We start from the raw sequence: 21083 nt of genomic DNA on the forward strand, positions 1-21083 counted from the left end.
TCATGCAGTTCTTACAACCGATTTGGAGTATGCCAAGACCATTGAAGCGTCTTGTGAGTATCGTTGTTGATATTTTATTTATTATTTTTGCTTTTTGGGCTGCTTTTGCTACACGTTTAGATGGTATTGAAGTGTATATGCAGCAAGTTTCTTATTGGAAGCTGCTTGCTATATTGATCCCTTGCACATTGCTAGTTTTCACTAAAAGTGGTTTATATCGTGCGATTCTTCGTTATTTAAGTTTACATGCAGTTCTAAGTATCTGTATTTCTGCGATTATATCTTCTGCTTTCATTGTTTTTATTTCGTACTTTAACTATTTGTACATGCCTCGTTCTATACCCGTAATATATGCAACTTATTTGGTTATGTTATGTGGTGGTTCAAGATTAATCGTTCGAGTTTTAGTTTCGGATCTATTAGGAAAACAGAAGAAGAAAGTATTGATTTATGGAGCTGGTTCTGCAGGATTACAATTAGCGAATATGTTACGTCAGGGAAAGGAGTTCCATCCTGTTGCATTCATTGATGATGATAGAAAAAAACATAAAACAACAATGCAAGGTATTACTATTTATCGACCTAAATACCTTGAAAGATTAATAAAAAAATATTGTATATCAACAGTGCTATTGGCGGTTCCTTCTGCTTCTCAAGTTCAGAAAAAAATAGTTATTGAGTCTTTAGCGAAGTTGCATGTTGAGGTTTTGACTATACCTAACTTAGATGATTTAGTTAATGGTAAGTTATCTATCGGGCAGCTTAAAGAAGTGTCTATTGATGATTTATTAGGGCGTGTCGCTGTGACTCCTCAATCTGAATTAATGGAAGCGAACATTAAAGATAAAGTGGTGATGGTTACCGGTGCTGGTGGTTCTATTGGCTCTGAGCTTTGCCGACAAATTATTCTTAATAAACCAAGTACTTTAGTTTTATTTGAGCTTTCTGAGTTTAGCTTGTATCAGATTGAACATGAGTTATCGCAAATAATTGCAAATGAACAGTTATCGATAAATATAGTGCCTTTACTTGGTTCTGTTCAGCGATTAAATAGATTAGCTGCAACGATGAAAGCATTTAAAGTGCAAACGGTTTATCATGCAGCGGCGTATAAACATGTACCTCTGGTTGAATATAATGTTGTTGAAGGGGTTCGTAATAATATTTTTGGAACAAACTACACTGCGCAAGCTGCCATTGAAGCAAAGGTTGAGTCTTTTGTCTTAATTTCAACAGATAAAGCGGTTCGACCTACCAATGTAATGGGTACAACTAAGAGGATGGCTGAACTTGGTTTACAGGCTTTAGCACAAGTTGAAAATGTAAAGCCTAACGGTACTCGTTTTTGTATGGTTCGTTTTGGTAATGTGCTTGGTTCATCTGGTTCTGTGATTCCATTGTTTAAAAAGCAAATAGCACAAGGTGGTCCAATAACATTAACTCATAAAGATATTACTCGTTATTTTATGACGATCCCTGAAGCGGCTCAATTAGTGATCCAAGCTGGAGCGATGGGTAAAGGCGGAGATGTTTTTGTTTTGGATATGGGAGAGTCAGTGAAGATCTCTGATCTTGCTCGTAATCTGATTCATTTATCTGGCTTAGAAGTGCGTAGTGATGAAAATCCTGATGGCGATATAGAGATTCGATGTACTGGTCTTCGTCCCGGTGAAAAGTTATATGAAGAGCTGTTGATTGGAGATAATGTGGGTAAAACCGCTCATGAGCGTATTATGACTGCTAATGAAGAGTTTTTACCTTTAAACGAATATAACCAATTGTTAGATGATTTAGATACTGCTTGTCATAATTTTGATCATACCACTATTCGACAACTATTAATTGATGCTCCTACAGGGTTTGCCCCTGTTGATGGTATTGGTGATTTAGTTTGGAAAGCCGAAGCTATACGTTTAAAGACTAGAGACTAGAGACTATAAGATCAAAAGCGAGTTCTGTGCTTGCTTTTGATTTTATAGGAGCGAAGTGGTCTGGTTTCTAGTTAGTGAAGTGTATAGTCTCTAGTACCCTTGATTCTCGCATCTCGTTTCTTTCTCCCTTATAATCAAATTAGTTAAAATTCCCTACAAGGATCATAAGAATGAAAATAGCCATTGCTGGTACAGGCTATGTTGGTCTATCAAATGCAGTGCTGTTAGCACAACATAATGAAGTGATTGCAGTTGATATTATGGCTGAAAAGGTTGAGTTGATTAATAATAAAAAATCGCCTATTTCAGATGTAGAGATTGAAGATTTTCTAGTTAACAAGAAACTGAATCTTACAGCAACACTAGATAAAGAATTCGCCTATAAAGAGGCTGAATATGTAGTGATTGCAACGCCAACTGATTATGATCCTGTGACAAACTATTTTAATACGGGCTCTGTTGAAGCTGTAATTAAAGAAGTTATGGTTATCAACCCAAAAGCGGTAATGGTTATCAAATCGACGGTTCCTGTTGGTTATACTGAGCGTATTAAACAAGAACTAAACTGTGAGAATATTATTTTCTCTCCTGAGTTTTTACGTGAAGGTCGTGCTCTTTTTGATAACTTACATCCATCTCGTATTATTGTGGGTGAGCAATCTGAGCGAGCTCAGGTGTTTGCTGATTTATTGGTTGAAGGGGCGATAAAAGAGAATATTGAAGTATTACTGACGAACTCAACTGAAGCTGAGGCTGTTAAGTTGTTCTCGAATACTTACCTTGCGATGCGTGTTGCTTACTTTAATGAGTTGGATTCTTATGCTGAGGCGCATGGTTTAGATGCTCGTCAGATTATTGAAGGCGTTGGTTTAGATCCTCGTATTGGTAATCACTACAATAATCCATCATTTGGTTACGGTGGTTACTGTCTACCAAAGGACACTAAGCAGCTATTAGCGAATTACCAAGAAGTGCCGAATAATATTATTGGTGCGATTGTGGATGCTAACCGTACTCGTAAGGATTTTGTTGCTGAATCCATTATGAAGCGCAGCCCTAAAGTTGTGGGTATTTATCGCTTAATCATGAAGGCGGGCTCTGATAATTTCCGAGCGTCTTCAATTCAAGGCATTATGAAGCGCTTGAAAGCCAAAGGCATTGAAGTTGTGGTTTATGAGCCAGTATTAAAAGAAGCGGATTTCTTTAATTCTCGTGTGATTGAAGATTTGGCTGAGTTTAAGCAAGTGTCTGACGTGATTGTTTCAAACCGTATGATGGAAGAGTTATCAGACGTTGAGAATAAGGTTTACACTCGCGATTTGTTTGGTAGTGATTAAAATCAAGGTGCTTCGCTGCGAGAGGCGAGGACGGACTTCGTCCTATAGGGGCGAGTAAAGACTTAAAAGCAAGAGCGGACATGACTAATTGGTTGTGTCCGCTTTTTTGTTTTGAAAAGTAAAGTGAGGTTTCAGGGGACTCGCTTTTGATTTTCCTGAAACCTGAAACCTGAAACCTGAAACCTTTGCGCGTAGTGCCTTAAAGCTAACCTTGACTCCCAATCAGGACCGTAGGACCATAAGACAGCACTTCTTGTTCTTCAAAAGGATTGATATATGAACTACGACATCTTCAATGGTGATGCCGATGGCATTATTGCACTTCTTCAACTTCGATTAGCTTACCCTCAAGAATCTGTATTGGTTACAGGTGTTAAACGTGACATTAATTTAGTAAAGAAAATCGATGTAAAGCCAGAAGATAGTTTAACTATTTTAGATATCTCTATGGAAAAGAACATGGCAGCTCTAGAGCTTGTTTTGGCGTCTGGCGCGGAAGTGTTTTATGCGGATCATCATAGATGTGGTGATATTCCTGAGAATGAAAATTTATCTGCTCATATCGATTTAGATGCAAATACGTGTACAGCATTAATCATTGATAAATTATTGAATGGTCAGTTTCATGAATGGGCAATTACGGCGGCGTATGGCGATAATTTAATTGCTAAAGCTAACGAGTTAGCTGATACCGCTGGTTTATCTTCTAAGCAAAAATCTCAATTAAAAGAGCTTGGGACATTAATAAACTATAATGGGTATGGGGCAAAAATCGATGATTTGCACTTTGACCCTGCTGAGTTATATCAAGCATTAAGACAATATTTGTCACCATTTGATGTTATTGAAGATAAAGCATCGCCTTTCTATCAATTGCAAAGTGCTTATCAATCAGATATGAATCATGCATTATCTATAGAGGCTCTGCACAAAAGTGAGAAACTGGCTTTGTTTGAGTTACCAAATACTGCATGGGCTCGTCGAATTAGTGGTGTTTATGGTAATCTTTTGGCTAATAGAACACCAAATTCATCGCATGCGGTGATAACGTTGAACGATGATGATACTTATACTGTCTCTTTACGAGCACCGTTAAATAATAAGCAAGGTGCAGGAGAGATCTGTAGCTCGTTTGCAACAGGTGGTGGTCGAGAGGCTGCTGCTGGAATTAATGCATTGCCAAAAGAGAAAATCGCTGAGTTTATTCAAGTTGTTGAAGAGAAGTATTAGAGCTGGGCGCGAAAGAGCAAGATTCAGATCGGTCGCAGGCTCCCTTGCAGGGTTCAGGGGTGATCGTTGTTGTTGCAACGTTCACAATACTGTTCCTCCCCTTGATAGATGTATTATTGAGGTTAGTAATGTAGATATAAGGGGAGGCTAGGAGGGGTTGTTAGTGATGAAGTTTAGTCTATCTGTATCATTAAATATGGTGTAATCAACCCCCTCTAACTCCCCCTTGTATTAACTATGTCGATCTCATGGCTACAGCGATTAAGGGGGAGAACCTTCTTTGATGCTGTTAGTACAGCTATTACCTCTGAATTCTATTTAACTGATTTACAATATCTTGAATTTAGAAGTCGATGTTATTGGTTTTTGAACATAATAATTAGGATACATAATGAATATTTTAGTCACTGGCGGAATGGGTTACATCGGTAGCCATACATGTGTACAAATGATTGAAGCGGGTTTAACGCCGATCATCTTGGACAATTTATACAACAGTAAAGAAGTCGTACTTGATCGTATTGAAGCTTTGGTTGGTGTAAAACCTAAATTTTATCAAGGTGATATTCGCGATCCAAAAATTTTAGAAACCATCTTTGCTGAAAATCAAATTGATAGCGTGATTCACTTTGCTGGTTTGAAAGCTGTTGGTGAGTCTGTTGAAAAACCAATTATGTATTACGATAACAATGTATCGGGTACTTTGGTTCTAGTTGAGGCGATGCGTAAAGCGGGCGTGAACAGTATTGTATTTAGTTCCTCTGCAACGGTTTATGGTGATCCTGCATCAACACCGATCCGTGAAGATTTCCCAACATCAGCAACGAACCCTTATGGTCGCAGTAAGCTGATGGTAGAAGAGTGTTTAACGGATATCCAAAAAGCACATCCTGAAATGAGTGTAACGCTATTACGCTACTTTAACCCTGTTGGTTCTCATAAATCAGGCACTATGGGTGAAGACCCTCAAGGTATTCCAAATAACTTGATGCCATTTATTTCTCAAGTGGCTGTTGGTCGTCGTGAATTCTTATCTGTATTTGGTAATGATTACCCAACGGTTGATGGTACTGGCGTTCGTGACTATATCCATGTGGTTGATTTGGCTGATGGTCACTTAGCAGCACTAAAATACAAAGGCCAAGAAGCGGGCTTACATATCTATAACCTAGGTACGGGTAATGGCAATAGTGTTCTTCAGATGGTAACAGCTTTTGAGAAAGCTTCTGGTGCGAAAGTTCCATATAAGATTGTCGATCGTCGTCCTGGTGATATTGCAGAATGTTGGGCTGATCCAGCAAAAGCTCGTGAAGAACTGAAGTGGGAAGCGAAGTTGTCTCTTGATGATATGACTGCGGATACGTGGCGCTGGCAGTCGAATAACCCTGAAGGGTATTAGGAGTAGGACGCTTTGCTTCGAGAGGCGAGGACGGACTTCGTCCTCGAGGGACGAGTAAGAGCAAGATTTCAGGATTCAGATCGGTCGCAGGCTCCCTTTCAGGGTTCAGGGGGGATCGTGGTGGTTGCAGTGAGCACGGTACTGTTCCTCCCCTTGATAGATGTACTGTTGAGATTAGAGATGTTGATATAAGGGGAGGCTAGGAGGGGTTGTTAGTGATGGAGTTTAGTTTGTCTTTATCATTAAATATGGTGTAACCAACCCCCTCTAACTCCCCTTGTATTGACGGTATCGATCTCATAGCTATAGCGTCTAAGGGAGAGAACTTTTTTGGGTGTTGTTAGTTCAGCGCACACCTCTGAATTCTGCTAGCGAAGCGATCTGAACTCTATTACCTCTAAAATAAAAATGCCCACAGGCTACAAACCTGTGGGCATTTTATTTCATCGACGATTTAAAGCTTTTCCTCGCTCCTCGAGCGAAGCGTCCTCGCCTCTCGCCTCTGCTCTTTTCTTATTTAAAAAGAACTTCACCAGACATTTCAGCAGGAATCGCTGTATCTGTTAGTGCTAGCATAGTTGGGGCTAGGTCAGACAGTTTACCGCCTTCTTTAAACTCAACCGCTTTGCTACCAACGTAGATTAGAGGTACTGGAAGATTAGTGTGAGCTGTGTGAACGCCGCCTGTTTCAGGGTCGATCATCATTTCAGCATTACCGTGGTCAGCAGTGATAAGTAGTTGGCCATCAACTTCTTTGATTGCGTCAACCACTTTACCGATACACTCATCTAGAGATTCAACTGCTTTAACTGCTGCATCGTATACGCCAGTGTGGCCAACCATGTCACAGTTAGGGTAGTTACAAACGATAGCGTCATATTTACCAGACTTGATAGCAGCAACTAATTTTTCAGTTAGTTCAGGAGCGCTCATTTCAGGTTGTAGATCGTAAGTCGCTACTTTTGGAGAAGCAACTAGTTGACGTTCTTCACCTTCAAACTCGTCTTCAATGCCGCCATTGAAGAAGAAAGTAACGTGTGCGTATTTTTCAGTTTCAGAAATACGCAGTTGAGTTTTACCTTCTTTAGATAACCACTCACCGTATGTGTTTTCTAGAGACGCAGGAGCGAATGCACAAAGAAGAGGGATATTTGCTGCGTATTGAGTCAGCATAACAAAATCGATTGCTGGGAATACGTTACGAGCAAAACCATCGAAATCAGGAACGAATGCACGTGTAATTTCACGAGCACGGTCAGCACGGTAGTTCATGAAGATAACTGCATCACCATCAACGATAGCTGCTGATTCTTCGCCTTCTGCTTTAATTTCAGTTGCTTGAACAAATTCATCGTTCTCTTCACGAGCGTAAGCTGCTTCAAGACCTTCAACTGCTGTTGCAAAAGTGAATTCTGCTTTTGCTTCAGTCATTAGTTCGTAAGACTTTTGTACGCGATCCCAGTTGTTGTCGCGGTCCATTGCGTAGTAACGACCAATTAGAGAAGCAACACGGCCTTTACCTAGTTTAGCGAATAGCTCTTGGAAGTTTTTCAGAGAGTTTTCAGCTGAACGTGGTGGTGTATCACGACCATCTAGGAAGCAGTGTAGGTAGATTTTCTCTGCGCCACGCTCTGCTGCCATTTCAACTGCAGCGTAGATGTGATCTTCATGAGAGTGAACGCCACCTGGAGACATAAGACCCATGATGTGAACAGCTTTGTCTGCTTTAACTGCTTTGTCGATAGCGTTTACAAGTGTTTCGTTTTGTTGGAACTCACCATCAGAAATTGCTTTAGTGATACGAGTAAGATCTTGATATACAACACGGCCAGCACCGATGTTTGTGTGACCTACTTCAGAGTTACCCATTTGACCATCAGGTAGACCAACGTCCATACCTGATGCAGAAATTAGCGTGTTTGGTTGATTAGCCATTAGGCCATCAAGAACTGGAGTGTTTGCGTTTGTAATTGCGTTATCTGCTTGAGTTTCACGGTGACCGTAACCATCAAGAATAACTAGAGCCATAGGCTTCTTAGCTGACATAAAGGTGTTCCTCGTCAATAACTTAATAAATTCGAATAAATAACTTTGTGTAATTTTACTACAAAGTTTGAAAATGGGCTAGGGGAAGAGCAGGACGCTTCGCTTCGAGTGGCGAGGACGGACTTCGTCCTCAAGGGGCGAGTAAGAGCAAAAATAGAAGTTTCAGGAAAAGTAGATCAGAGTCCAGATCGCTTCGTTTGCAGAATTTAGAGGTGATAGTGGTGGTTACAGCGATCGCAATACAGAGCTCGAAACTATACGCTGCGCTAACTAGAGACTATAAGATCAAAAGCGAGTATGGTGCAGCTCTTGCTTTTATAGAAGCGAAGCGTATAGCCTTCAGCGATCACCTCTGAACCTTGCAAGGGAGCTTGCGACCGATCTGAAACCTGAACTCTGCTCTTCCTAACTCTTAGCTTTTCCTCGCTCCTCGAGCGCAGCGTCCTCGAACCTGATTCCTGTTCTCGCATACCAAAACGCACTAATACCACCCATCACATTTCCCATTGCAATCCCGATAAATAATCCCTCCATTCCATAAATTTGGCTGCCAATCCATGCGGTTGGTAATGTAAAAACAAACAACCTCATAAAACTCCAACTGAAAGAATATAACGGTTTTTTCATTGCATTTAAGCTACTTACTAGCACCATAACGATGCCTTGAAAGCCGTAGCTAAATGGAACGCAAATAAGGTACATCCACAAACCGTGTTGAACTGCATCGTCTTGACTAAATAAGTGAGAGATCGGAATGCTAAGTGGAACAATCAGAATATAAAGAAAGAGCTGAAAGGCGACAGAGAACTTAATGGCTAGAAATATGGCTTCTTTGACACGTTCAGGCTGTTTTGCACCTAAGTTCTGAGCCACTAATGGGCTAAGTGATGACGTTAATGCCATGATAACCAGCAGCATTAATGATTCGACTCGTTGTGCCGCACCATAAGAGGCGACAGCAACAGTCCCTTGACTCGCAAGCATCATCATTAAAATAGCCCCCGATATTGGGTTTAGAGCGTTAGATAATGCGGCAGGGGAACCGATAGTTAAGATCTGTTTCCAATCAGAAATAAGTGTATTTTTATTTGGTAGAGCAAGCAGTTTTACTTTATGAGTGAGTACATAGAATGAAGCGATAAGAGCACCAAACCAACTGATCGCACTTGCAATAGCAGCACCTTGAATTCCAAGCTCAGGGAAGGGGCCATAACCAAAAATAAGCAGTGGATCGAGAATGCCGTTAATTAGCCCAGCTAACATCATAATTTTGGCTGGGGTTTTGGTGTCACCTGTGGCTCTAATTGCGCTATTACTCGACATCGGAATAACGAGTAAAGGTATGGTTAAGTACCAAATAGACATGTATTCATCAATAAGAGGAAGTAATTTGTCTTCAGCACCGAGAAGGGTAAAGAGTGGGTCGATGGTGAAGAACCCGAGAACACAAGCAATCAGAATTAAACTGATGGCTAAGATTAAGCCATGAGTCGTTAATTCTGCAGCATGTTTGCTATGGCCTTCACCAAGTAAGTGACCTATGGATGCTGACAAGCCAACACCTATTCCCATGGTGATGCAGTTTACTGCAAAGGTGACGGGGAAAGTAAAACTCACTGCAGCTAAAGCATCGGTGCCGAGTAAGGAGATAAAAAAGGTATCCACCAAGTTGAATAGCAGAATGGCGACCATACCAAAAACCATAGGCGTCGTGAGTTTACGAAGCACGTCGCTGATAGGTTGAGTGAGTAACCCGTGTTTATCTAGCATGGTTTTCTCGTGTGGTGGTGGGATGGCTAGTGTATAGGAAATAGGGGCGAGATTCGAGGGATTAGGGACTAGGAAGAGCAGGATTCAGGTTTTAGGTTTCAGGAAAAGCAGAGCAGAGTTCAGCACGCTTCGCTTAAGGAGGACTTCGTCCCATAGGAGAGCATAGAGCAGAGTTCAGATCGCTACGCTTGCAGATTTCAGAGGTGATAGTGGTGGCTACAGCGTTCGCTAAGTATAGAACTAGAAACTATACGCTGCGCTAACTAGATACTATAAGATCAAAAGCGAGTATGGTGCTGCTCTTGCTCTTGCTCTTATAGAAGCGAAGCGGTCTAGTTTCTAGTTAGCGAAGCGTATAGCCTTCAGCGATCACCTCTGAATTCTGCAAGGGAGCCTGCGACCGATCTGAACTCTGCTCTTTCCTTTAAATATTTAGCCATAAACCCTTGCAATCAATCCCCCACATCCCCATTAATAAATCAAAGCCAAATTATGGCACCTTATTCTTAAATGGAAAATTATCAGGAGAGACGTCCCATGAATATCCGTCCTTTACATGACCGTGTAATCGTTGAACGCCAAGAAGTTGAATCAAAATCTGCAGGTGGCATTGTACTAACTGGTTCTGCTGCTGAAAAATCAACTCGCGGTACGGTTTTAGCTGTTGGCAAAGGTCGTATTTTAGAAAACGGTACGGTTCAGCCTTTAGACGTAAAAGTTGGTGATTCAGTTATTTTTGCTGAAGGTTACGGTACTAAATCTGAAAAGATTGATGGTAAAGAAGTTCTGATCATGTCTGAAAATGACATCATGGCTATTGTTGAATAATAAGCACTCGTTGAGTAATTCGTTTTTCGAATTTTATTAACTAAATAAATTAAAAGATTTTTAAAAGGAAAATAAAGATGGCTGCTAAAGACGTTAAATTTGGTAACGACGCACGAATCAAAATGCTAGAAGGTGTAAACGTTCTGGCTGATGCAGTAAAAGTAACATTAGGCCCTAAAGGTCGTAACGTTGTTTTAGATAAATCATTTGGCGCACCAACTATTACTAAAGATGGTGTTTCTGTTGCTCGTGAAATCGAACTTGAAGACAAGTTCCAAAACATGGGTGCACAAATGGTTAAAGAAGTGGCATCTCAAGCAAACGATGCGGCTGGTGACGGTACAACAACAGCAACAGTTCTTGCTCAAGCTATCATTACTGAAGGCTTAAAAGCGGTTGCTGCTGGTATGAACCCAATGGATCTTAAACGTGGTATCGACAAAGCGGTTGTAGCTGCTGTTGAAGAGTTAAAAGCACTTTCTGTTCCTTGTGCTGATACTAAAGCGATTGCACAAGTAGGTACTATCTCTGCAAACTCTGACTCAACAGTGGGTAACCTAATTGCAGAAGCGATGGATAAAGTAGGCCGTGATGGTGTTATCACAGTTGAAGAAGGCCAAGCGCTGCAAGACGAGCTAGAAGTTGTTGAAGGTATGCAGTTTGACCGCGGTTACCTATCTCCATATTTCGTAAACAACCAAGAAGCGGGTTCTGTAGATTTAGAAAGCCCATTCATTTTGCTTGTTGATAAGAAAGTATCAAACATCCGTGAACTACTTCCAACACTAGAAGCAGTAGCAAAAGCATCACGTCCTCTTCTTATCATCGCTGAAGATGTAGAAGGTGAAGCACTTGCAACTTTAGTTGTGAACAACATGCGTGGTATCGTTAAAGTTGCTGCTGTTAAGGCGCCTGGTTTTGGTGACCGTCGTAAAGCAATGCTACAAGATATCGCTGTTCTGACTGCAGGTTCTGTAATTTCTGAAGAGATTGGTCTAGAGCTTGAAAAAGTCGTTCTTGAAGATCTTGGTCAAGCTAAGCGTGTAACTATCACAAAAGAAACAACAACTATCATCGATGGTTCTGGTGAAGAGACAATCATCCAAGGCCGTGTTTCTCAAATTCGTCAACAAATCGAAGACGCAACATCTGATTACGATAAAGAAAAACTTCAAGAGCGTGTAGCTAAGTTAGCTGGCGGTGTTGCAGTAATCAAAGTAGGTGCTGCTACTGAAGTTGAGATGAAAGAGAAGAAAGACCGTGTTGAAGATGCACTTCACGCAACTCGCGCAGCGGTTGAAGAAGGCGTTGTAGCTGGTGGTGGTGTTGCACTTATCCGTGTTGCTTCTAAAGTAGCTGGTCTTGTTGGTGATAACGAAGAACAAAACGTAGGTATCCGTGTAGCACTTCGTGCAATGGAAGCACCTATTCGTCAAATCACTAAGAATGCCGGTGAAGAAGATTCAGTTGTTGCTAATAACGTTAAAGCGGGTGAAGGTAGCTACGGTTACAACGCTGCAACTGGCGAATACGGCGACATGATCGAGATGGGTATTCTTGACCCAACTAAAGTAACTCGTTCTGCACTTCAGTTTGCTGCATCAGTTGCGGGTCTTATGATCACAACTGAAGCTATGGTAACTGATAAGCCACAAGACTCAGGTTCTGCAATGCCAGACATGGGTGGCATGGGCGGAATGGGTGGTATGGGCGGCATGATGTAATCATCCCCATAAACCAATTCGCTTGATAGCGTCATGTGTTTGAAGAGCCGAGGCAGAGATGTCTCGGTTTTTTTATGCGTGGGAAAGAGCAGGGCGCTTCGCTTGCAGATTTCAGAGGCGGTCGTTGATATTACAACGACAAAGAATGGTTCTCCCCCTTGGTCGTTTTAGTTATGAGATCGATATAGTCAATAGAAGGGGGAGTTAGAGGGGGTTGTAACTAAATATACTTTTTTATACAAAGAAGCACATTTTCACAGTTATCTAAAACATCTTGATTAGTAAATCTAACAACTCTTATTCCTAAGTTTTTCATAAATAAGTTTCTAATTTCATCATACTTCTGAGCTTCAATAGAAAAATGACTATCACCATCAAGTTCAATGACTAACTTTCTTTCACTACAAAAGAAGTCAACAACATACTTTCCAATTCCATGTTGTCTTCTAAATTTAACGCCTAATTGCTTCTTTCTTAAATAGAACCATAATTTTTTCTCTGCACTTGGCATATTATTTCGTAAGTTTTGTCTTAGTGTGCAGTGTTTCTTCTGATTAAAAATATTCGGCATATTGATTCTTTATAAAAAAATTAGTATCAATAAACAGTAGGGGATAAGACATCGATAGGATGAAAAAACCAGAGTAATTGCGATCATATTCAAAGTTACTTATTAACAACCCCTCCTAACCTCCCCTTATATCAACATAGTCAATCACAATACATTATTACCCAAGGGGAGGAACAGTATCGTGATAGCTGTGATTTCAGCGACCACCTCTAAACCCTGCAAGGGAGCTTGCGACCGATCTGAAACCTGAAACCTGCTCTTAAAACAAAAAAACCGCAGATGCTTTCACATCCACGGTTTCAAATTATCCACAGAACCAAGTTTTCCTCGTCCCTAGAGCGAAGTGTCCTCGTTCCTAGAATTTATAATTAAGCTTTTGCTTCAGCTGCTGCTTTAGCGATAGCTGCAAAGCTTTTCGCGTCAAGAGCTGCACCGCCAACTAGAGCACCATCGATGTCTGGTTGTGCGAAGTAAGCTGCTGCGTTTTCAGGCTTAACAGAACCGCCGTATTGGATAACAACGTTCTTAGCAACTTCTTCAGATTTCTCAGCAATGTGAGCACGGATTTGAGCGTGGATGCGTTGTGCATCTTCAGCTGTAGCTGCTTTACCAGTACCGATAGCCCAGATTGGTTCGTAAGCGATGATTGCGCCGTTTAGAGCGTCAACGCCTTGAGTGTTGATAACTGCGTCGATTTGACGTGCACATACTGCAACAGTTTCACCAGCTTCGTTTTGAGCTTCAGATTCACCGATACAAAGAACAGGAGTAAGACCGTTTTCTTTTAGGAAAGCGAATTTCTTAGCAACGAACTCGTCTGATTCGTTGTGGTATTCACGACGCTCAGAGTGACCGATGATGATGTGAGTTGCACCGAACTCTTTAAGCATAGCTGGAGACATGTCGCCAGTGAATGCACCGCTGTTGTTTAGATCAGTGTTTTGAGCACCTAGGATGATTGCGCTACCAGCTTCAGTAAGCGTACGCTCAGCAAGGTCTACAAATAGTGCAGGTGGAGCAACTGCTACGTCTACGCCTGTAACGCCTTCAAGTTCAGCGTTAAGACCGTTTAGTAGTTCAACAACCATTTCTTTGCTGCCGTTTAGTTTCCAGTTACCCATAACTACAGGATGACGCATAGGATTCTCTCCAATTCAAATTAATGTAAAAAACTTGCGTAAAAATATAACAGATTTTGCGACAGATTTAGTGTCTAAAATCATTTTTATACCTCATTTTAGTGCTTTTATTTCGGAATGCGAAAAATTATGAGCTGTAATGTAGAAATAAATGGCAGATTTTAAGTGTGATTACTTAGGCACTTTTCTATTGAGGAGATTGTAACTAATTCACTTTCACTGAATGATGGAAAAGTAATCATTTTGGGTACATTAAAAGGACGTTGTTATGCCGCACTTAGTTATGGAATATTCAAATTCAGCAGAAGATAGGCTTAATATGCAGGGTTTATTAGAAGACCTGCATCAAGTGACTATTGCCTCAGGATTGTTTTCAGCAAAAGATGTGAAATCAAGAGCGGTAAGAGTGCATTCTTGGCTTGTTGGAGAGCAGGGAAATAGTGTCGACTTTATTCATATTACGTTAGAGCTATTAGAAGGAAGAAGCTCTGAGCAGAAGAGAGAGTTAAGTCGTGCATTAATGGATGTGCTTGTTGAACAAGCCAGTCACATTGATAGCTTAACTATCAACGTGCGTGACATGGAAAATGAGAGCTTTCAAAAAATAGGTTAGAGCTTTCGTCTTACCTAATGCTTCGTATTATTTGAGGGGCGAGAAGTGGCATTAGGAAATTGAATAATATCTGCAGCTTGATGCTCATCAATGGGCTTGTTGAGTGAATCAGCAAAGCGAACGAATTGCTTTCCAAGCTCTCGCCCTAGAAGAATATTTACATGATTTGGGTTATTGCCTCGCTCAATAATGCGTTCAATATGACTTTGCTGTGCAAGCAGTGGCCCTTGATGTTCTTCCGGAACACTTTCAATAAACTCCATACTTAGTTGGTGACGTAATGCCTCCAGTTGTTCTGGATCTTTTTCTGCTAATGCTTTTAGCTCATCAAATGAGGGAATGGATAGGTTGCGATGTGATTGCGGCATAAACTGATTCCTTGTTTTTGCTTTTATAGATTCAGCTTAGTTGAAGTTTTCAGGTTTTGAGAAAGTAGGGTTGGGGGGATTGAATGGGAGTCTCGCTTTTGAGATGAGGGGGTAGGGACGAGGGGCGAGAACGGACTTCGTCCTGCGAGAAGCGAGTGAAAGCAAGAGCAAGGTTTCAGGACGCTGCGCTTGCAGGCTTCAGAGGCGACTGCTTTTGACTTTTAGCTGGAACTATATATTTGTCGCTGTAGCTACAGCGATCACCCCTGAACCCTGCAAGGGAGCTTGCGACCGATCTGAACCCTGAACTCTCTTAAAACAAAAAAACCGCAGATGCTTTCACACCTACGGTTTCAAATTTATCACAGACCTCGGCTCTTCTTCGCTCCTTAAGCGAAGCGTCCTCGCCTCTAGTCCCTGCTCTTAAAGAATAATATCTCTAATCTCAGTGTCTTTACGCTCTAAGTAGTGAATCGACTTAATACGACGAATCGTACGACAACGACCACGGATAAGTAGAGTTTCAGTTGTCGCAATATTACCTTGGCGAGTAATGCCTTCTAGTAGATCACCTTTTGTGATACCAGTAGCTGCAAAAACAACATCATCACTGCGTGCCATGTCTGTCATTTTTAAGATAACGTTCGCTTTTACGCCCATTTCTTCACAACGTTTAAGCTCGGCTTCACCGTGGATACGGTTTTCTTCTGTATCGCCTTTCACTTCATGACGAGGAAGAAGACGTGCTTGCATATCGCCATCTAATGCACGAATAACTGCAGCAGAAACCACACCTTCAGGTGCTCCACCGATACAGTACATAACGTCCACTTCGCTATCAGGCATACAGGTTAGAATAGAAGCCGCAACATCACCATCTGGCACTGCAAATACACGAACACCCATTTTCTGCATGTTTGCAATTACTTCATCATGACGAGGTTTAGCCAGTGTTGTCACAACAAGCGTTTCTAATGGTTTACCTAATGCTTTTGCAATATTTACTAGGTTTTCTTCTAGAGAAAGACTTAAATCAATTGCGCCTTTTGCTCCAGGACCAACAACCAATTTTTCCATGTACATATCTGGTGCTTTTAAGAAGCTACCTTTTTCACCAGCAGCTAATACTGCAAGTGCGTTTGATTGACCCATCGCTGTCATGCGAGTACCTTCGATTGGATCAACCGCGATATCAACAGCATCGCCACCTGTACCTACGTTTTCACCGATGTATAGCATAGGTGCATCATCGATCTCACCTTCACCAATAACAATCTCACCACTGATATCAGTTTTGTTCAGAAGAGTACGCATTACTTCAACAGCAGCACCGTCAGCGGCGTTTTTATCACCACGGCCAAGCCATTTGTAACCAGCCAGTGCGGCACCTTCAGTAACTCGAGAAAAAGCCATTGCTAAATCGCGTTTCATAATTGCTCCGAATAAATCGATGAATAAGTAAAAATCGAGGGGATTTTAGCATAACAAAAAGGGAAACGTTTGCTTTTTCCCGCGAGAATGAAATTTTTTCAGCGAAGAATAAAAATATCAAGGAGCTAAAGGTGTGGTTTAATTCAAATAACGAAGGCAAATACCTAGTTTTGGTATGTAGTTCGTTTTAATCTTAAGAAAGTACGTCAGATGTTGGTAAAAAGTGCTGTTTTTTTGTTCATATGATGCAATTTAATGAATAACACTATGGCAGAATTACAATTGCTGAGTAGAATAGAAAACAAGTTTGTAGTGAGTAATAAATTCGCTACATATTCAATGAAGAATATAGTTAAGGTGGCAGGAATGTCTTTAGAAATATTAGAACAACTAGAAGCTAAAGTTCAGATGGCAGTAGATACAATCGCACTGCTACAAATGGAAGTTGAAGAATTAAAAGAAACGAACGCAGCGCTAACTCAAGATCTTGAGCAAGCAAACAACGGTCGTTCAGAAGTAGAACAAGAAGCTCAACGTGCACGTGATGAGCAAGCTCAATTTGAAGCTCGCATCCGTGGTCTACTTGGTAAAATGGACGAAGTAGAGTAATAGAGCAGGAACGAGAGGCGAGGACGCTTCGCTTTAAGAGCGAGGAAGAGCTAAGTTCTGTGAATCATTTTGAAACCGTAGATGTGGAAGCATCTACGGTTTTTTTTTACTAGTGATTACTAAGAGAGGGTATCTCAGCTGTAGTGATAACTAGGTTTCAGGACGCTGCGCTTGCAGGTTTCAGGGGCTCTCGCTTTTGATTTTCCTGAAACCTGAAACCTCGCTTTCTCGTCCCTTAACCCTTTTACTCTTCTTCACCCATCTCTTCTAGCGGCTCTTGAGAGATAATCACTCCAGTCGAATCCGCGTAAAGATGATCTTCAGGCAAGAAAGTCACACTACCAAAGTTAACTGCAACATCCACTTCACCAATGTTTTGTCTTGCTGCACCAACAGGAATAGAAGCGAGAGCTTGAATGCCAATCTCAATCTCTTCTAGGTAATCCACTTCACGGACGCAACCATAGATAACTAAGCCTTCCCAACCATTGTGGGCAGCTTTTGCTGCTAGGTCTGCATCCACTAAAGCACGACGTAAAGAACCGCCGCCATCAACTAATAAAACACGACCTTCGCCTTTCTCTTCTAATAGTTGATGAATCAGACCATTATCTTCAAAACATTTAATTGTTGTGATTTGACCTGAAAATGATGTCTTAGCGCCAAAGTGGCTGAACATCGGTTCAACAACATCAACTTGATCTAAATAGATGTCACAAAGTGCTGAAGTATTGTATTCCATAGTGAAACTTACCTTTTATTGGTGTTTGTAACTGTTCAATATACGTGCTTTTTTAGGCAATACTATGACAAACCGCAAATTTATCCTGATTTACTTAGGTCTGTGGGATAAGCCGCTTTTGTTTTTAAACGGATAAGTACAAGCCAACAGCAAATAGTACATTGGTAAATAGTGCGCATTGCACAACGGTGCCCATCATAGGTCTGATTGCTTCACCATTTGGTGCTCGCATCACTGACATAACATGATTGAAGACGAAAGGTGCAATTGCTAAAAATAACCAACCAGTTAGTGAATGAATTTGAGTCGCACTAAAAACAGCAAGACAGATAAAACTCGCGGCCATTAATACAGCATGATATTTACGACCCCAGTTTGCGCCCATGCGAACGACCAATGTCATTTTTCCACACGCTTCGTCATTCTCTATATCACGTAGGTTATTAATATTTAATACTGCGACAGCTAATAAACCGCAGGCAGTCGCTGGTAAGAATAGAGCAGATGATAAGTGACCGGTATGAAGGTAATACGTACCGGCAACCCCTAATAAACCAAAAAAGATAAAAACAGAGATATCCCCTAAGCCACGGTAACCATAAGGCTTATCACCCATGGTATAAGCAATAGCAGCGCCAATAGCTAATAACCCAAGAGCGATGAATCCAATAATATCCATGGTTTGGTGTAATGAACTAAAGACTAAAATTAAGCCACTAATGATCGTCAGAACAATATTAATGCCAATGGCTTTTTTCATCGTTTCTTGCGTTACAAGGCCGGTTTGCATTGCTCGTTGTGGACCAAGGCGATCTTCGTTATCTGTACCTTTCACTGCATCGCCGTAGTCATTTGCCAGATTCGACAATATTTGCAATAACGTTGCGGTGATAAATGCCATTAACGTGATAGTAAAAGAGGCATGGTTATTCCAATATGCCAACACAGAGCCTGTCATGATTGAGGCTAAGGCAAGAGGGAGTGTTTTTGGACGAGCGGCGCTGAGCCAAATGGAAAAAGGAGAAGTTTTCATAGCATCGCAAAAATAGTGAATAGAGTCTCTATTATTCACTATTTTTGGAAGAACCCCAAATTTGGCGCAGAAGATAGCGAAATTAATTTATTTTCCCAGTATCAATTAACTGTTGAAGTAGTGGTCTAATAATTAACTCCATAGCAAAGCTCATTTTGCCTCCGGGAACAACTAGCGTGTTATGACGAGACATAAATGAACCATCAATCATTGCTAATAAGTAAGGAAAGTCGACTTTACTTAACCCTCTAAAACGGATGACAACAAAGCTTTCATCTAAACTCGGAATGCCTTTTGCGTTGAGTGGATTAGAGGTATCTACGGTTGGTACTCGTTGGAAGTTAATATGAGTTCGAGAAAATTGTGGAGTAATGTAATTTAAATAATCATCCATTGAACGAACGATTGAGTCCATTACGGCTTCACGAGAATGCCCACGATCACGAGTATCGCGAACAAATTTCTGTATCCATTCTAAGTTTACAATTGGCACCATGCCGATAAGTAAATCCACATGTTGAGATACGTTAATATCACCATCAACAACGCCACCGTGTAAACCTTCATAAAAAAGAACATCGGTATCATCTGGTAGGTCTTGCCATGGAGTGAATGTGCCAGGCATTTGATTGAAAGGAACCGCTTCATCGAAAGTATGTAAATAGCGACGATATTGACCCGTTCCGTCCTCTCCGTATTGACGGAAAAACTGCTCTAGTGCCGGGAAGTCATTTGCTTGAGGACCAAAGTAACTGATGTGCTTACCTTGTTCTTTTGCTTTACGGATCTCCACATCCATTTCAGGACGAGTGAAACGATGGAAACTGTCCCCTTCAAGCCAAGATGCTTTTATGTCCATCATATTGAACATTTTACGAAATGCTTCAGATGTGGTGGTAGTGCCTGCTCCGGATGACCCCGTTACGGCAATAATTGGATGTTTTGCTGACATGACAAACCCTGTCTAATTTCCTTATTCTCGTCGGATGTTATAACAGGGTTGGTAAAAATGATACTGTTCGGTTTTAAAATTGTGAGTATCTTGGTAGGTCTATTAATCGTAATTATGGTTAGTTAAATTAGGATTAAAGCGAGCTTTGGTTTGAATATCAACGGTTTCATGAAGCTCGGAAAAGACCACCATTGCTTCACCATTTTTCAATAGAACTTTAATTTGATCTACTTTTTCTTGATGGCTGATTTCAACTTCACCGTAATCTGTCCCTTCACGTAATACAAATTCAGAAATTAAGTTTTCTAATGTGTCAGGAGCGATGTCTTGCCAAGGAATGATCATACTACTTATCTCATCCATTAAATGAATTGCCAATAGGCGCTAAAGTTAGAGAATTTTTTGGAACCAGTGGTTAACGGTACTTTCTAACCAAAAATTGGGCTTAGTGATAGATCCATTAATAAAACCTACGTGACCACCGTGTTCTGTTAGTTGATAGTGTACACAGTTAGGCAGTGGATGAGTAGGTATCACCGCGTTTGTCATAAACGGATCGTCTTTAGAATGAATAATTCGAGTTGGTATGTCGATACGATCTAAAAACTGTAAACCACTGCATTGTTGATAATAGTCTTGCGCGTGAGCGTAACCATGCATTGGTGCTGTGATGAGATTATCAAAGGTGATTAAATCAGGAATAGCTTTGATCATCTCTTTATTTAAACCAACAATCTCTTTACGAGAGGCGTTGAGTTTTTTAATGCTGTTGTTTTTTAATGATCCTAATAAATAACCCTGATACAAACGAGAAAAACCTTGTTGAATACGTTCAGAACAGGCGCCTAAATCCAGAGGTGCGGAGATAACCGTTGCGGCGTTCAGTAGGGTATCGTTTTGATATTTGGCGAGGTAGTTCACCAGCATATTACCACCAAGAGAGATCCCGGTAGCGACCTTTTCTTGATTAGGGAAGCGAGCATCCAACATCTCAATAAAAAAACGTGCGTCTTCGGTTTCACCTGAGTGGTACGCCCTTGCTAAACGGTTAGGCACATCACTGCAACCACGAAAGTGCATCATCACACCAAGCCAACCTTGCTCTTTTGCAGCAGCCAATAATCCATTGGCATAAGGGCTGTCGAAACTGCCTTCTAAACCATGAAAAAGAATAAAAAGCGGTTTTTCTCCTGCTTTATTTGGGTTTTCACTCCAAGCGAGGTCAACGAAGTCACTGTCTGGTAACTCAAGGCGTTGCCAATATGCATTAAACAATGGACTACGACGCAGAAAGCGAGGAAGCAGTGTCTGAATATGAGCGTTAGATAAACCGGTAGCCGGTGTAAAGTTATCCATCATC

The 21083-nt window shown here is 41.1% G+C and carries 19 protein-coding genes; 8 read left to right on the forward strand and 11 right to left on the reverse strand.

All coding sequences use genetic code 11. The features are described from left to right. The first annotated feature begins 2 nt into the window (after positions 1 to 2). The 4 genes from GNP81_RS10495 (at position 3) to galE (ending at position 5897) form a co-directional block, all read left to right on the forward strand. Complete coding sequence (locus GNP81_RS10495; protein ID WP_072055617.1) at positions 3 to 1931, forward strand: nucleoside-diphosphate sugar epimerase/dehydratase; 1929 nt, start codon at positions 3 to 5, stop codon at positions 1929 to 1931. Between the two features lie 170 nt (positions 1932 to 2101). Then, a complete protein-coding gene (locus GNP81_RS10500) occupies positions 2102 to 3268 on the forward strand; it encodes a nucleotide sugar dehydrogenase (RefSeq protein WP_072055616.1) in 1167 nt (388 codons plus the stop codon). 276 nt (positions 3269 to 3544) lie between these two features. Further along, positions 3545 to 4498 (forward strand): DHH family phosphoesterase, encoded by a 954-nt coding sequence (locus tag GNP81_RS10505; RefSeq protein ID WP_072055615.1) that lies wholly within the window; start codon positions 3545 to 3547, stop codon positions 4496 to 4498. 391 nt (positions 4499 to 4889) lie between these two features. Beyond that, positions 4890 to 5897 (forward strand): UDP-glucose 4-epimerase GalE, encoded by a 1008-nt coding sequence (gene galE / locus GNP81_RS10510; protein WP_012532835.1) that lies wholly within the window; start codon positions 4890 to 4892, stop codon positions 5895 to 5897. 513 nt (positions 5898 to 6410) lie between these two features. Here the strand turns inward: galE and gpmM are convergent. Next, a complete protein-coding gene (gene gpmM / locus GNP81_RS10515; RefSeq protein ID WP_017018388.1) occupies positions 6411 to 7943 on the reverse strand; it encodes a 2,3-bisphosphoglycerate-independent phosphoglycerate mutase in 1533 nt (510 codons plus the stop codon). A gap of 405 nt (positions 7944 to 8348) precedes the next feature. After that, positions 8349 to 9713 (reverse strand): MATE family efflux transporter, encoded by a 1365-nt coding sequence (locus tag GNP81_RS10520; RefSeq protein WP_072055613.1) that lies wholly within the window; start codon positions 9711 to 9713, stop codon positions 8349 to 8351. Between the two features lie 537 nt (positions 9714 to 10250). On the opposite strand from GNP81_RS10520, the gene GNP81_RS10525 reads away from it, so the two are divergent. Continuing rightward, positions 10251 to 10541, forward strand: coding sequence for a co-chaperone GroES (locus tag GNP81_RS10525; RefSeq protein ID WP_005417156.1), 291 nt, complete (start codon positions 10251 to 10253; stop codon positions 10539 to 10541). A gap of 77 nt (positions 10542 to 10618) precedes the next feature. Beyond that, the gene (gene groL / locus GNP81_RS10530) at positions 10619 to 12265 is read left to right on the forward strand and encodes a chaperonin GroEL (protein WP_155673673.1); all 1647 of its coding nucleotides are present in this window, start codon (positions 10619 to 10621) and stop codon (positions 12263 to 12265) included. A 220-nt stretch (positions 12266 to 12485) separates the two neighbouring features. Here groL and GNP81_RS10535 read toward each other — a convergent pair whose 3' ends face one another. After that, complete coding sequence (locus GNP81_RS10535; RefSeq protein WP_065621706.1) at positions 12486 to 12836, reverse strand: endonuclease domain-containing protein; 351 nt, start codon at positions 12834 to 12836, stop codon at positions 12486 to 12488. A 368-nt stretch (positions 12837 to 13204) separates the two neighbouring features. Further along, entirely contained in the window at positions 13205 to 13975 is a 771-nt protein-coding gene (gene tpiA / locus GNP81_RS10540) for a triose-phosphate isomerase (protein WP_011261058.1), read from the reverse strand. Between the two features lie 268 nt (positions 13976 to 14243). Here tpiA and GNP81_RS10545 point away from each other — a divergent pair, with 268 nt between their 5' ends. Then, positions 14244 to 14588, forward strand: a complete 345-nt coding sequence (locus GNP81_RS10545; protein ID WP_155673672.1) for a 5-carboxymethyl-2-hydroxymuconate Delta-isomerase — start codon at positions 14244 to 14246, stop codon at positions 14586 to 14588. 14 nt (positions 14589 to 14602) lie between these two features. Here GNP81_RS10545 and GNP81_RS10550 read toward each other — a convergent pair whose 3' ends face one another. Together GNP81_RS10550 and glpX are read right to left on the reverse strand one after the other, a co-directional pair. Beyond that, entirely contained in the window at positions 14603 to 14956 is a 354-nt protein-coding gene (locus tag GNP81_RS10550; protein WP_012532863.1) for a DUF3135 domain-containing protein, read from the reverse strand. Between the two features lie 423 nt (positions 14957 to 15379). Further along, positions 15380 to 16387: a class II fructose-bisphosphatase gene (gene glpX, locus GNP81_RS10555; protein WP_155673671.1), complete on the reverse strand. Its 1008-nt coding sequence runs from the start codon at positions 16385 to 16387 to the stop codon at positions 15380 to 15382. A gap of 366 nt (positions 16388 to 16753) precedes the next feature. On the opposite strand from glpX, the gene zapB reads away from it, so the two are divergent. Beyond that, positions 16754 to 16996 carry a cell division protein ZapB gene (gene zapB, locus GNP81_RS10560; RefSeq protein ID WP_005417172.1) on the forward strand — a complete coding sequence of 81 codons (243 nt, stop codon included), beginning with the start codon at positions 16754 to 16756 and terminating at the stop codon, positions 16994 to 16996. 244 nt (positions 16997 to 17240) lie between these two features. Here zapB and rraA read toward each other — a convergent pair whose 3' ends face one another. The 5 genes from rraA to GNP81_RS10585 all read right to left on the reverse strand — a co-directional run bounded on the left by rraA (position 17241) and on the right by GNP81_RS10585 (position 21082). Continuing rightward, entirely contained in the window at positions 17241 to 17738 is a 498-nt protein-coding gene (rraA, locus tag GNP81_RS10565) for a ribonuclease E activity regulator RraA (RefSeq protein ID WP_005417181.1), read from the reverse strand. 124 nt (positions 17739 to 17862) lie between these two features. After that, entirely contained in the window at positions 17863 to 18771 is a 909-nt protein-coding gene (locus GNP81_RS10570) for a 1,4-dihydroxy-2-naphthoate polyprenyltransferase (RefSeq protein ID WP_005417183.1), read from the reverse strand. 82 nt (positions 18772 to 18853) lie between these two features. Further along, on the reverse strand, positions 18854 to 19723 hold the full coding sequence (locus tag GNP81_RS10575) for a phosphoribulokinase (protein WP_011261063.1): 870 nt from the start codon (positions 19721 to 19723) through the stop codon (positions 18854 to 18856). Between the two features lie 102 nt (positions 19724 to 19825). Continuing rightward, positions 19826 to 20068: a YheU family protein gene (locus tag GNP81_RS10580; RefSeq protein WP_012532745.1), complete on the reverse strand. Its 243-nt coding sequence runs from the start codon at positions 20066 to 20068 to the stop codon at positions 19826 to 19828. A 45-nt stretch (positions 20069 to 20113) separates the two neighbouring features. After that, positions 20114 to 21082 (reverse strand): hydrolase, encoded by a 969-nt coding sequence (locus GNP81_RS10585; RefSeq protein ID WP_065621704.1) that lies wholly within the window; start codon positions 21080 to 21082, stop codon positions 20114 to 20116. Between the last annotated feature and the right edge of the window lies 1 nt (position 21083).

It is taken from the genome of Aliivibrio fischeri (assembly GCF_009727955.1).
Taxonomy (GTDB): domain Bacteria; phylum Pseudomonadota; class Gammaproteobacteria; order Enterobacterales; family Vibrionaceae; genus Aliivibrio; species Aliivibrio fischeri_A.

Excerpts from the sequence above, each read along its gene's own strand:
- GNP81_RS10495 (WP_072055617.1), top strand. The coding sequence starts at position 3 with ATGCAGTTCTTACAACCGATTTGGAGTATGCCAAGACCATTGAAGCGT.
- GNP81_RS10500 (WP_072055616.1), top strand. The coding sequence starts at position 2,102 with ATGAAAATAGCCATTGCTGGTACAGGCTATGTTGGTCTATCAAATGCA.
- GNP81_RS10505 (WP_072055615.1), top strand. The coding sequence starts at position 3,545 with ATGAACTACGACATCTTCAATGGTGATGCCGATGGCATTATTGCACTT.
- galE (WP_012532835.1), top strand. The coding sequence starts at position 4,890 with ATGAATATTTTAGTCACTGGCGGAATGGGTTACATCGGTAGCCATACA.
- gpmM (WP_017018388.1), bottom strand. The coding sequence starts at position 7,943 with ATGTCAGCTAAGAAGCCTATGGCTCTAGTTATTCTTGATGGTTACGGT.
- GNP81_RS10520 (WP_072055613.1), bottom strand. The coding sequence starts at position 9,713 with ATGCTAGATAAACACGGGTTACTCACTCAACCTATCAGCGACGTGCTT.
- GNP81_RS10525 (WP_005417156.1), top strand. The coding sequence starts at position 10,251 with ATGAATATCCGTCCTTTACATGACCGTGTAATCGTTGAACGCCAAGAA.
- groL (WP_155673673.1), top strand. The coding sequence starts at position 10,619 with ATGGCTGCTAAAGACGTTAAATTTGGTAACGACGCACGAATCAAAATG.
- GNP81_RS10535 (WP_065621706.1), bottom strand. The coding sequence starts at position 12,836 with ATGCCGAATATTTTTAATCAGAAGAAACACTGCACACTAAGACAAAAC.
- tpiA (WP_011261058.1), bottom strand. The coding sequence starts at position 13,975 with ATGCGTCATCCTGTAGTTATGGGTAACTGGAAACTAAACGGCAGCAAA.
- GNP81_RS10545 (WP_155673672.1), top strand. The coding sequence starts at position 14,244 with ATGCCGCACTTAGTTATGGAATATTCAAATTCAGCAGAAGATAGGCTT.
- GNP81_RS10550 (WP_012532863.1), bottom strand. The coding sequence starts at position 14,956 with ATGCCGCAATCACATCGCAACCTATCCATTCCCTCATTTGATGAGCTA.
- glpX (WP_155673671.1), bottom strand. The coding sequence starts at position 16,387 with ATGAAACGCGATTTAGCAATGGCTTTTTCTCGAGTTACTGAAGGTGCC.
- zapB (WP_005417172.1), top strand. The coding sequence starts at position 16,754 with ATGTCTTTAGAAATATTAGAACAACTAGAAGCTAAAGTTCAGATGGCA.
- rraA (WP_005417181.1), bottom strand. The coding sequence starts at position 17,738 with ATGGAATACAATACTTCAGCACTTTGTGACATCTATTTAGATCAAGTT.
- GNP81_RS10570 (WP_005417183.1), bottom strand. The coding sequence starts at position 18,771 with ATGAAAACTTCTCCTTTTTCCATTTGGCTCAGCGCCGCTCGTCCAAAA.
- GNP81_RS10575 (WP_011261063.1), bottom strand. The coding sequence starts at position 19,723 with ATGTCAGCAAAACATCCAATTATTGCCGTAACGGGGTCATCCGGAGCA.
- GNP81_RS10580 (WP_012532745.1), bottom strand. The coding sequence starts at position 20,068 with ATGATCATTCCTTGGCAAGACATCGCTCCTGACACATTAGAAAACTTA.
- GNP81_RS10585 (WP_065621704.1), bottom strand. The coding sequence starts at position 21,082 with ATGATGGATAACTTTACACCGGCTACCGGTTTATCTAACGCTCATATT.